The sequence below is a fragment of the Pseudomonas serbiensis genome, assembly GCF_030580745.1.
GTDB lineage: Bacteria > Pseudomonadota > Gammaproteobacteria > Pseudomonadales > Pseudomonadaceae > Aquipseudomonas > Aquipseudomonas serbiensis.
Genome location: NZ_JAUQOO010000005.1, coordinates 333,443 through 345,835 on the forward strand (window position 1 = coordinate 333,443; position 12,393 = coordinate 345,835).

11 protein-coding genes are annotated in these 12,393 nt (G+C 51.9%); 2 read left to right on the forward strand and 9 right to left on the reverse strand.

What is annotated here, in order from left to right:
• Positions 1 to 11: 11 nt before the first annotated feature.
• Genes Q6A51_RS09490 through tssA form a run of 9 tightly spaced genes read right to left on the reverse strand, consistent with a single transcriptional unit; the run spans position 12 to position 11,138 of the window.
• Positions 12 to 152 (reverse strand): type VI secretion protein, encoded by a 141-nt coding sequence (locus Q6A51_RS09490; protein ID WP_201000341.1) that lies wholly within the window; start codon positions 150 to 152, stop codon positions 12 to 14.
• Positions 153 to 204: 52 nt separating this feature from the next.
• Positions 205 to 1,722, reverse strand: coding sequence for a sigma-54 interaction domain-containing protein (locus Q6A51_RS09495; RefSeq protein ID WP_304574674.1), 1,518 nt, complete (start codon positions 1,720 to 1,722; stop codon positions 205 to 207).
• A gap of 10 nt (positions 1,723 to 1,732) precedes the next feature.
• Entirely contained in the window at positions 1,733 to 4,312 is a 2,580-nt protein-coding gene (gene tssH, locus Q6A51_RS09500; RefSeq protein WP_405046133.1) for a type VI secretion system ATPase TssH, read from the reverse strand.
• Positions 4,313 to 4,324: 12 nt separating this feature from the next.
• Positions 4,325 to 5,326: a type VI secretion system baseplate subunit TssG gene (tssG, locus tag Q6A51_RS09505; protein WP_304574660.1), complete on the reverse strand. Its 1,002-nt coding sequence runs from the start codon at positions 5,324 to 5,326 to the stop codon at positions 4,325 to 4,327.
• Complete coding sequence (gene tssF, locus Q6A51_RS09510) at positions 5,290 to 7,080, reverse strand: type VI secretion system baseplate subunit TssF (protein ID WP_304574661.1); 1,791 nt, start codon at positions 7,078 to 7,080, stop codon at positions 5,290 to 5,292. Before tssF ends, tssG begins: the two co-directional genes overlap by 37 nt.
• Positions 7,081 to 7,113: 33 nt before the next feature.
• Complete coding sequence (tssE, locus tag Q6A51_RS09515; protein WP_304574662.1) at positions 7,114 to 7,521, reverse strand: type VI secretion system baseplate subunit TssE; 408 nt, start codon at positions 7,519 to 7,521, stop codon at positions 7,114 to 7,116.
• A 27-nt stretch (positions 7,522 to 7,548) separates the two neighbouring features.
• Positions 7,549 to 9,024 (reverse strand): type VI secretion system contractile sheath large subunit, encoded by a 1,476-nt coding sequence (tssC, locus tag Q6A51_RS09520; protein ID WP_304574663.1) that lies wholly within the window; start codon positions 9,022 to 9,024, stop codon positions 7,549 to 7,551.
• Between the two features lie 26 nt (positions 9,025 to 9,050).
• Positions 9,051 to 9,557 (reverse strand): type VI secretion system contractile sheath small subunit, encoded by a 507-nt coding sequence (tssB, locus tag Q6A51_RS09525; protein WP_201016926.1) that lies wholly within the window; start codon positions 9,555 to 9,557, stop codon positions 9,051 to 9,053.
• A 33-nt stretch (positions 9,558 to 9,590) separates the two neighbouring features.
• Complete coding sequence (gene tssA / locus Q6A51_RS09530; protein WP_304574664.1) at positions 9,591 to 11,138, reverse strand: type VI secretion system protein TssA; 1,548 nt, start codon at positions 11,136 to 11,138, stop codon at positions 9,591 to 9,593.
• A gap of 534 nt (positions 11,139 to 11,672) precedes the next feature.
• Between tssA and Q6A51_RS09535 the strand changes: the two genes are divergently transcribed.
• On the forward strand, positions 11,673 to 12,188 hold the full coding sequence (locus tag Q6A51_RS09535; RefSeq protein WP_304574665.1) for an Hcp family type VI secretion system effector: 516 nt from the start codon (positions 11,673 to 11,675) through the stop codon (positions 12,186 to 12,188).
• Positions 12,189 to 12,267: 79 nt separating this feature from the next.
• On the forward strand, positions 12,268 to 12,393 hold a 126-nt coding region (locus Q6A51_RS09540; protein WP_304574676.1), incomplete at its 3' end, for a hypothetical protein.

The window sequence follows — 12,393 nt, forward strand, 5'->3', positions numbered from 1 at the left end:
CCTATTTATGATTACTTACCACGATTTAGTGAGTCGGGATCGCCCAGAGGCCGGTACTCGTCATCATCAAACTTGAAGTGGCCAGTGCATCCCGCAAGAAAGGCAATAACCACAAGAACAGAAACAGCAGGCAGCCAGTAGCGAACACTCATAAAACCTCCATGAGCATGGATAATAAGAACAACCAGAAGAGTGTCTTTTTAATCAGACATGCAACTCATCGCGCTTGATGTTCAAGTGAGATATTCGATAAAGCAGCGTGCGACGGGCCAGCCCCAGTTCACGTGCAGCCAGACTGCGATTGCCGCCACTCTTGCGCAAACTATCAAGCAATACGCTGCGCTCTACTTGTTCAAGGCGCTCCCGCAGATTGAGGCTGGTGTCACGACTCAGCAGCTTTACATCGAAAGAGAAATGCTCAGGCAGTAGTTCATCGCCTTCGCACAGCAGCACAGCGCGTTCGACAAGCCCTTTCAACTCGCGGACATTGCCGGGGAAGTTACGTTTGCACAGCAGAACAAGCGCGACTTCGGACCACCGAACAGGGACCCGTTGAAGAAAGTGGCAGGCCATGTCGGAAAAATGCCGTGCCAGCTGCACAATGTCGCCTTCACGATGGCGCAAGGCAGGCAACTCAATGGGGAACTGTGCCAGACGATAGTAAAGGTCTTCCCTGAACAGACCTTCGGCGACCAGCGCCTGAAGATTGCGGTGGGTTGCTGCAATGATGCGCACATCGATCTTGCGGGTAACGTTTGAGCCCAGCGGACGGATCTCTCCTTCCTGCAAGACCCGTAATAACTTGGCCTGCAGAGACAGCGGCATATCGCCAATCTCGTCCAGCAACAGCGTACCGCCATTGGCTGCATCGAACAGACCTGCCCGGTCACGATCCGCCCCGGTAAATGCACCTCTGCGATAACCGAACAGCTCGCTTTCCAGAAGCCCCTCAGGAAAGGCACTACAGTTCTGGACGACAAATGGCATGGAGCGACGAGGCCCATGGTCGTGGATGGCTCGGGCAACCACCTCCTTGCCTGTGCCTGTCTCCCCGGTCAGCAAAACGGTATATGAGCTATGCAGAACCTTCCCGATCAAGTGACAGGTCTGATGCATGATCTCGCTCTGGCCGATCAAGCCATAGCCGGTGTCTCGAGGAGTCGTTGCCAGAGGCTGAACGAAAGGCTCCTGCAGGTTGCGCAGACGTTGCAGCAGATGCAATTGCGCAAGCACGAATGCCCCCAGCCCTCCCAGTGACTCAGCAAAACCCGCCAGAACCCGGCTCTCAAGGCTGGCGCACAATAACAGGCCGGCAACCCTCTGTTGCTGATTGATCAGAGGGACACATAACAATGACTTCCAGGTCTTTTCATGGGGCGGCAAAAAACCGGTGTCGAATGAACAGACATCGAGTTCACTCACACTGACAACCTGATTCTGGCAGAGACATAACTGCAATGGCTGCTCGCTGTTGAAGTCCACTGCAAGGCTTGCAGTGGCTCCAGGTATGACCACACCGCCCAGAGACTCTGCACACAACTTCAAGTGCGTATGCGTGGCATCGAGCAGATACAACCGGGCCAGCTCGCAACCACTCAGTTCCGATGCCGCCAGAGCAAATCCCTGCAACAGCATCTCGCTATCGGATATCTGCGAAATGCTGGTGTATTGAATACAGAGTTCCTGTGCATAGCCAAGTGGCTCTTCGATTGAATCGAACATGAAGCCCATATCACACACACTCGCAAATAACGGTGCCTGTACCGTCGAGCGTGACATGTACTTTTTCCAGCCTGTTTCCCCTGGCCATGGCATCCAGTACGTGGTCTGCAATCAACGGCAATACGTGAAGGTCAAGCAAACAATCCACCAACCGGGCACCGCTATCGCTTTGAGTACAATGCTCAGCCAGATAAGTGACCAGTTCCTGGCAGTGGCTGAACATCAGTTGCCGGCCTGACAACCGATCACCCAGACGACGAAGCTTGAGTTCGATCAGTTCCCGCATCAGAGGCCCGCAGACCGGGTAATAAGGCACCACCTGCATCCGTGCCAGCAACGCCGGCTTGAAGTGAGCACTGAGCACCGGGCGGACAATCTTGTCCAGCTCATCGGCATCGGGGCGCTGACCGTTCTGGCAAAGCATCGTGATGTAATCGCTCCCAAGATTGGAGGTCATCAGGATCAGGGTATTGCGGAAATTGATCTCCCTTCCCTCGCCATCATTGAGCACACCCTTATCGAATATCTGGTAGAAAAGATTCAATACATCGGGGTCGGCCTTTTCCACTTCATCCAGTAAAACCACCGAATATGGCTTCTGCCGGACAGCCTCTGTCAACATGCCACCTTCGCCGTAACCCACATAACCGGGTGGCGCACCGATCAATCGGGAAACCGTATGCTTTTCCTGAAATTCGGACATGTTTATCGTGATCAGGAAGCGCTCTCCACCATAGAGAAGATCAGCTAGAGCCAGAGCCGTTTCTGTCTTGCCGACACCACTGGGGCCTGTCAGCAAAAAGACGCCGACAGGTGCATCGGGTTTGTTCAGGCCTGCCGCCACCGCACGCATGGATCGATCAAGAGCCTGAACAGCCTGTTCCTGACCTCGAATCCAGAAACGCAGGTCCGAAGCGAAGTCAGCGACCTTTTCGCTGTACTCACGGGCCAGTTGTGAAAGCGGAATACCGGTCCAGGCGCTGACCACCTCAGCGACCAGACGGGGACAGACCTCAAAACTGACCAACCGATTGCTTGCCTGGGCCTGGACCAGGCGCTGATGGGTGATCTGCAGTTCATACTCAAATGATTCGGATACGGCGTCGTGGTCTTTCTGCGCACGCGCAGCAGCCAGCTTCTGTCGTAACTCAAGCAAATGCCCGGCAATCTCTCGTTGCTCAAGCCAGAGCCTTTCCAGTTCAGCCTCATCCTCTCGAACCTGCGCCATCCGGGCTTGCAGCGCATACAGCAAGCACGCATCAACCGACAATCCGGCATCTGCATCACGCCGCAAGGCATCGAGTTGACGCTGCCCCTCAGCCAGCTCGGCACGCAGACGTTCAAGGCTTTCAGGAGCCGCAGCAAGACTGATGCGGACACGAGCACAGGCCGTATCGAGAACATCGACTGCCTTGTCCGGCAACTGTCGTCCGGTCAGGTAACGTGCAGATAACTGGGCTGCCGCAACCACCGCATCATCACGCAGATAAACACCGTGACTTCTTTCATAGACCTGGGCCAGGCCGCGCAGAATGGTGATGGCTTCATCGACCGTAGGCTCATGCAACTGCACAGGCTGAAAGCGCCGTGAAAGCGCCGGGTCTTTCTCGAAATACTTCTTGTACTCTGCCCAGGTGGTTGCCGCGATGGTACGCAACTCTCCTCTCGCCAGAGCAGGTTTCAGCAGGTTCGCCGCATCGGAACTGCCGGCCTGCGCTCCTGCGCCGATCAGGGTATGGGCCTCATCGATAAAAAGGATGATCGGTTCTGGAGAAGACTTCACCTCATCGATGATGCCTTTGAGGCGACGTTCAAACTCCCCCTTGAGGCTTGCACCTGCCTGCAACAAACCCATGTCCAGAGACAGAAGTTCGACGCCCTGCAAAGGCCGAGGGACTTCACCACGGGCAATCCGTAGCGCCAGCCCCTCCACAATGGCAGTCTTCCCGACGCCCGCCTCGCCGACCACAATCGGGTTGTTCTTTCTGCGACGGGCGAGGATGTCGATCATCTGCCGGATCTCGGAATCACGGCACAGAACCGGGTCGAGCCCGCCCTCACGGGCTTGCCGGGTCAGGTTGTGGGTGAAACGGGCCAGCAGGGACTCCCCGTTTCCTGACGGGACATCGGCAGAGGCAACCTGCTCGCCAAGCGCAAAGTCCCGCACACGATCGGTATTTATCTTCGCCAGAAGTGGCTGATAACGGCTACCGGCGTAGCGGATCGGATTGCGCAGCAGAGCCAGGATCAAGGCGGCCTGACCGATCTCGCTCTGGCCCAACTCCAGATTGGCGACCAGTAACGCATCCTGAAGCCACTGAACCAGCTCAGGGGCAAATACCGGATTTCGGGAGGAGCTTTGCTCCATGCTCATTTGCAACGTTACCGCCAGCTCTCCTGGCTCGACATCTGCGTCCTGCAAGGCGCGGGACAGTATCCCCCCGGGACGCTCGAGCAAGGCCAGCAGCAGATCCTCTACTAGGATCTTGCTCCCGCCTCTTGCCACACAACGCCCGGCAGTTCCCTCAAGGTCTTGGCGGGTTACTGCATCCAGTGCCTTTACAAGTTGTTGCAGGTCTACATTGATCATGAATATCTGTCCTTAATGACTATTCAGAGTGACGAGCCCGTCAGCCCGCTCACATCCAAGCCAACTGCTCCAGCCGAGATGGCAACGGTTCGATTCGCCAATACGCTGCTCTCTGATTTCGTCCTGGCGTAACTCCAGACGAATGTCGTAATCCAGTTGATCGCGCAGGGTGAAACGCACCAATGCCGAAAGACTTCCAAAACCGGAACCTATGGGCAGGAATTCGTGAAAGCGATTCCAGCCAAGCTGTTTGATATGAATACGGAATTTTCCACCTCGGTCGCAGACTCTTTCGCCCAGTACAACATCCTCGCCAAGACGGTTATTCACCACACCCAGGCGATTGCATTGCCGCTGAACAATATCGACCGAGCGCTCCATACACTGCTCGATAAACACACCTGCATGTTTGAAGTAGTAACGCAGAACAGACTCTATCAATGCAGCTGAATGAGCCCGCAAACTCAGCAACCCCAGGTAAGGCAACAAACGCTTCCAGTTCAGTTCTTCAGTACTGCGAATATCCTCCCCTGCGAGGCCTATCAGCGCAAAAAGCTGCCCTGAAAACGAATCCTGCGCACCACAGGTGAAACTGGCGTCATAGCGATATTTACGCCAGACCGGAAAAAGAAGTCGTTGCAGACGGTGATGAAAGACATCAAGAAACGAGCGTGTCGTTTCCGCTTCTCTGCTATCACCCAAGGCTTGCTCACTATAAAAAGCAGGTAATGGCGAACTGGCTCCGGACAAACACAAAAGATTAAGCCCGAGCCGTGCTCGTTGCTGTCCATTTTCTTCAAAAAAGTGCAGACAATCGATATCACTCGCGGGAAACCCCAGACTTGGATTGGCCTGAAACTCCAGCAACTCCTGAATCTCGTCTTCATCGATATCCGGGTTACTTTCCCGAAGTCGTTCGAGAATCAAGGGTATTGCCTGAAACAGGGAATACCTGGGTATTTCCTGACTCAGGCGATTCAGATCAACGACTGAAGTCCCATGCGCGGCGTCCATTCGTATACCTCTCCCTGGGTGCTCTTGACATGCAACTCGTGAAAAGAGTTGAGACTCGCATAAAGAGCAAAAAACTCATTAAGTACCGAGGCAAAGACAAACAAGCCTCCTTCACCGGCACACCCTTGTGTATCGATCAACAACTCGGTTTTCAATCCACGAACAGGAAGGCCTCGATATAAATGGTCGACCGGTTCATGACGGATAGACTTGAGCGCGCTCAAAAGCAGCTTGCTGACCTTTTCCGCCTGCTGATCGTAATGGCGTGGAAAGTCATACGTTTCCAGAATGTTTCTCAGTGCCGATACATTGTTCAATGACAGATAGTTCAAGGACATGTTACTTATCACTCGCCACAGAAACTCTCTATGCAGAGGTGGCGCAAAGCAGCGAGTGGCCGGTGTAATGTTCTTGAACCTCAAAAAGTCAGGCGTATCTTCGCAAGGCCTGCAAATGCCCCCCATCGGTATGTGAAAGGGAAGACCCTGATGGGTACACGTCAACTCTACAGCGACTGTTTCATGTCGCTCAGTCTGGCGACCATCAAAACTCAAATACGTATCCAGACCATCATGCAAAGGCGAAGGATGCTGACGAATGCTGTAATAAGGCTTGGGCTGCTGCACATCAAAACTGGAATCGTGCTCGAATGACTCGAACAGCACAAACTCCTGATACCCAAGACCTCCCGGCTGCCAGCCCGTCACCTTATCCACCGAAAAGATCCCGCACTTTTCTGAACCATGACCGCCCGGCATTAAAAAATATTCATCCCGTGTTCCCTCTAGACGAATGGGCACGGCATCCTGCTTGAACAGATTCACGACAGGAGTGCAATACAACTTGATATTTTGAAGGGTGGGTCGCAAACGCTGAATATCATTTTTTGCAATATCAAATGACAACTCGACGCCTCTCACCTTTTCAATGAGACCCTGGGCCAGCGTGTTGACAACTTCAAGCCCCAGCACATCGACGAATAAAAACTTCTCTTTAAATATGAAATACTCTTGCAGATAACGATAACCACGAAACGTATTCAAGGGATAGGGAATCAGTGCCTCTTCTTCTGAGAACCCCACAGGTTGCACTTTGTCGACAGAAATATTGAAAGACACTTTCTCCCCGGCAGCTCCTGTCGTCAAAGGATTACCCTCTGCATCCAAAGGAGTCACGCTGACACTTTCAAGGTTACGAATCAGGCCCAGGTACAACATCTCGCTGATGTGTGGTTCTCCGGCAAGATGCAGACGCAAGCGATTCAATTGCAGAGAATCAATTGCCCCATCACCGTTCATCTCAAGACGCAGGCCAAGTAATACACCGCTGCCATTTTCCGAACAGTTCAATGCGCTCAGTCTTAACGGCAGAACTTCCGTCCGGTAGCAGGTGCTGAAACGACAGACAGAGTCCTCGACAGGTATGCTTTCCACAGGAGTGCCACGGGCAACGATCACTCCCGCGCCAGAATATTCCAGTGGCTCGAACTGCAACATGCTGACAGCCGGGAACGGGCGCATGTAATTCGGCCATAACAACTGCACAAGGGAGTGAGTCAGCTCAGGTAACTCATCATCGAGCTTTTGCCGCAGGCGTCCTGTCAGGAATGCAAATCCCTCCAGTAACCGCTCGACATCCGGATCACGCCCGGCCTGCCCTAAAAAAGGGGCCAGTGAGGGATTACGCTCGGCAAAGCGACGCCCTAATTGACGCAACGCCGTCAACTCACTTTGATAATAGTTATTAAAAGACAAGCGTTACCCACCTGTTCAGGGACTGACTGACACTTAATTGATATTTACTTTTCCACAACCATCCAGACTTGCCGCAAAACTTACGGCACGTTTTATACCGTCCAACACCAGGAAGCCCTCAATAGAAAATCGCAACCTCAACTTGTCATCTCCGGGCGGCAGGGGCGCGATAGATACATCGTATAAACGAGGCTCACACATTCTGATGAAAGCCTCGATAGTTGAACGAGAGGAAACAAGGATGTCATGCAGACTCATGCTCATATCATTCAAATCCGGCAGCCCATAATCGGGCAGTGTCTGTACGCTACCCGCTCGGGTACTAAGCATTTTCGCAAGATGAGCAGCCACCGAAGCAATGACACACTCTTCACGGCTCATACCATTGCGGCCCCTGCTCTCACCCCCCAGACGCTCGAAAAGACTACCGTAAGGACTCATTTCAGAGCGCCTGCGACTTGCATCCCGTTATTCCTTGTCCAGCTTGCCGACCAGGGAAAGCGTAAAATCCGCTCCCATGTATTTGAAGTGAGGCCGCACGTTCAGGCTGACCCGGTACCAACCCGGTTCGCCCTCAACGTTGCTGACAATAATCTGCGCAGCACGCAATGGACGTTTGCCACGAACATCGGCACTTGGGTTTTCCTGATCCGCCACGTACTGGCCAATCCACTTGTTCAGCTCAAGCTCAAGATCGGTACGCTCCTTCCAGGACCCGAGCTGCTCACGCTGCAGCACTTTGAGGTAATGCGCCAGTCGGTTGACAATCATCATGTAAGGAAGCTGAGTGCCCAGCTTGTAGTTCAGCTCGGCTGTCTTTCCCTCGGCACTGATGCCGAAGAACTTGGGTTTCTGCACGGAACTGGCGGAGAAAAAAGCTGCGTTATCACTTCCCTTGCGCATGGTCAGGGCAATGAATCCCTCTTCGGCAAGTTCATACTCACGGCGATCGGATACCAGCACCTCGGTGGGTATTTTGGTTTCGATCTCACCCATGCTCTGGAAGTGGTGCAGCGGCAGCCCCTCAACGGCACCGCCACTCTGAGGGCCGATAATGTTCGGACACCAGCGAAACCTGGCAAAGCTGTCGGTCAAGCGAGTGGCAAATGCATAGGCCGTATTTCCCCACAAGTAATGTTCATGGCTACCGGAAACGTTTTCTCTGTAGATAAACGTTTTCACCGGGTTCTCTTGCGGATCATAGGGATTGCGCAGCAGGAAACGCGGCACCGTCAAGGCACAGTAGCGAGCGTCTTCCTGTTGACGAAAACTTTGCCATTTGACGAATTGCGGGCCATCGAAGTGATCTTTCAGATCCTTCAGGTCAGGCAAGCCTGTAAATTGCTCCAGACCAAAAAAACCGGGACCGGCAGCAGCGATGAATGGTGCATGAGCCATGCAGGCAACACTCGATACATACTGCAGGGTTTTCACGTCAGGCGAACTTGGCGAAAAGAAATAATTGGCGATGATCGCCCCAACCGGGTTACCACCGAACTGGCCATATTCGGCGGTATAGACATGCTTATAAAGGCCTGACTGCATGACTTCTGGCGAGTCTTCAAAATCATCCAGCAAATCTTGCCGGGATACGTTCAATATTTCGATTTTTATATTTTCACGAAAATCAGTGCGTTCAACCAGCAATTGAAGACCACGCCATGAAGCTTCCAGTGCCTGAAAGTCTTTGTGGTGCAGGATTTCATCCATCTGCTGACCAAGCCGGGTATCGATCTCGGCGATCATTCGATCAACCAATGCCTTTTTTACGGGCTCCTTGCTGTTATGTGGCTTCAGCAACTCTTCAATGAAAGCAGCTACTCCACGTTTGGCAATATCATAAGCCTCGTCGCCGGGCGTCAGTCTTGTTTCGGCGATGATCCGGTCAAGAACCCCATACTCTACAGCGTTGTCATTTTCTGACTGTAGCGCTTTAGCACTCATTAGATTGATTTCCTTATGCTTATAACTCAGGCGCTTTCCGATGCAGCACTATCCAATCCCAACTCACCCAGTACACGGTTGCGAGACTCATCATCGGCAAGCACACTTTCAATGGCCTTGCGAAAAGCAGGTGCATTCCCAAGAGGCCCCTTGAGCGCCATAAGGGCATCCCGCAATTCCATAAGTTTTTTCAGCTCGGGGACCTGTTCTACCAGGCTGGCCGGATTGAAATCCTTGATTGAGCGAACCCGGACATTGATGCCCAACTCTTCACTGCCATCAGACGCTTGAAGGCGGTTTGGCACACTCAACGCAAGTGTCAATTCCTGCTTTTCCAGTACAGCGTCAAAACTGTTTTTATCGATGCTTATTGATTTTCGATCCTCAAGCTTCCGCTCATCGGCACGTTGCGTAAAATCACCCACCACCAGAAGTTTGAATGGAAGCTCAACTTCTTCCTTTGCACCTCCAATCGCAGGTTTGAAGGTGACGTTTATCCGTTCTTTAGGCGCGACAGAACCTTCTTTTGCCATATGTTTCCCCTTTAGCGTTCCAGCCTTCAAGGCTTACTCAAGTAGCACCTCAAGATCGAGGTGACAAAGCCTGCGGTATATTTCATCCTTGCGTTCCCTTACCACATTGCTTTGCGGCAAGCTTTCATAGGAGCTATTCAATGTGTGCAGCACTTTCAAGGAAAGCTCGGGCTCCCATGTATGAAACCCTGACGCCTGTAAATACTGATCCAGTATTTCCAGCTGGCTTTTGGCAAGTTCATATTTCCTTGCGGTGTAACAAAGTTGTGCCAAGGCGAACTGCCAATAAAATCGATCCCGCTGACTCTGAGCAATCTGCAATTTTTGTTTAAGCATCTGAACGGCCGTCTTGAGCCCTTCTTTTCGCGAAACTTCCAGCGCCTCCTGTAACACCTGTTCCCACTCAGGTTGAGCAGCACTTTTTTCACTGGTATCAGCGGGGCTCGCAACCTGGACATGGGGCATTACCTGCTCACTGATCCAGCCTCGCGTATCATCATCGGCGAAAGGCGATCCATCATGGAACTTCAGATCAGAAATGCCTGGAAGCCGCTGCAGGAACAAGGCAAAGAGAACCTCCACCTCCCGCATAGCCACCTCGGATTTCAATGCACGCAAGCACTCCCATACCAGACGCTGCCCATCAAACCAGAAAGGTGACTTGGCAAGACTGGCTTCAATATCAACCACCAGATCCGCATAGTGTCCCTGCTGAAAACGCTCTGCGTAGCCTTTCACTGTATCCTCTGAAATGCCGTGTAACGTGGTTATCTGCCTGACATTGCATTCGGGCATTCTGTCTGTAGACAACCACAACACCGTGCGGCTCAGGCGTAAAGCACGTACATCAGTAGCTTTCTGGCGTAACCACCAGGCGCATAATAACCGCGCACTTTCCTGCTGATCTTTCAATGCTTTATGAGCATCTTTTTCGTTTTCAATGACTGCCTCATTTTTAAAAACCCTGGCAGCCACCTGCTTTACCTGGGCAACAAGACTTTCTGTATCAGGCTTACTTTCGGTCGCACGCTGTACCATGCCTGCAAGCCGGCGACGAACTGGCAAAAGCAGCGGCGCCTCATCACCCAGACGACTCGTCAGCACGTTATCCAGAGCTTCAAGTATTTCAACCAGCTTTTGAAACAACGCTAACTGCGTTGTCACAGATACATCTTCGGCAAGCGCCTGTTCGAGCCGAGGGACCAGCCAATTCAACGCTGCCGTTCGAGTTCGCAACTTTCGAGGATGAAGCACTGGCCAGTGATGACTGCATAAATAGTGAAGCAAACTTACTCCTGCCAACAACCCGGAAAATGATTCACATTGATACAAGGCCCACGTCAACCAGACCGTAACACGCAAATCCCTGGAGCATCCACGCAAGATATATTCACTGCCCTCACGCACTTTAAGCCAATCGACCTGTACATTCCCCTGCAATGAGTACGCCTTGCCAACTTCCGCTTCCAGAGCCTCGAATTCGTTTGAAAAACGAATATCTTCACCTTCATGGAACATCTGGGAAACAGGTTGTTCGACAAGTTCAAGGCAATGAATGGAAAGCTTATCCAAGTAAGTCATCACTCAACCTTGCCCGACCAGTCAGGCAATTAACACGCAGATCAGAAAGACGCTTTGCGAAACTCACGATGCGGACACTAACCATGAAAAAATTCTTTAACAAGCAGAAAAAGCTCACACCGCAGACTTTCGGACCTTTCCTACAGTGCTGTCGGTAAAAATTTTACAATCCCCCTTGAAAATTCATGACCGCGGCCAACAGATAGCCGAAACACCAAATCAACCCCTGCAAATCAATGCGACAAAAATGCCATCATGCGCAAGTTTTTGCGCAATACATTGTGGATATAGCTGCGAATAACATTCCACACCACTCATGAAACAAGGCTTGAAAAATACATATGCAAGAACTTGCGCAAGTGCGCATTTTTTTGCGCAATTTTCCCGTTGAAATCGCCTGTTTTAAAACTAGCAAAATGCCAACTCCATGTTCCAAAAAGGAAAAATAAAACTGGCACACTTCTTGGTATTAGACAGGCTGTACCACTGGCGAAATATGCCGCTGGACGCTTATTTTTTGCAAGGAGAGTATCAATGGCTATCCCCGCCTACATGACCATTACCGGTACCAGACAAGGCCTGATTACTGAAAATGCCTCTACTTCCGAATCGGTCGGGAATATTTATCAGGAGAATCATGAACATGAAATCATGGTCCAGGCCATGAGCCATGTGGTTACTGTTCCCAGTGATCCGCAGTCAGGTCAACCTACCGGTCAGCGCGTGCATAAGCCCCTATGCATCACCAAGGTTTTCGACAGATCTTCCCCTCTGTTGCATGCAGCTCTTAGCGCCGGCGAAACCCTGTCCAAAGTCGAAATCCACTGGTACCGCATTAATGACGGCATACAGGAGAACTATTACGTCACCACGCTGGAAGACGCAATCATCGTTGAAATCAAAGACTACATGCATAACTGCCAGGATCCAGCCAGCAAGCATTTCACCCACTTGCAAGACGTCCATTTTACCTATCGCAAGATAACCTGGACTCATATATCAGCCCATAGCCTGGGCTCTGACGACTGGCGCGCCCCTGTCAAAGCCTGAGTCTGAATAACAGCCCTGTCGGTTCATCAGAATCGATAGGGCTCAAGTTGTCACTCATTCAGGCATGGAGTAATACGTGATGTCCGCACCCGCCCATCAAACACATTTCAGCCTGCATCTGGAGGACGTCAGACACGACTTTCAGGTGCTGGCCTTTACCGGCACGGAGGCCATCAACCAGCCCTTTGTCTTTGAGCTGGAACTG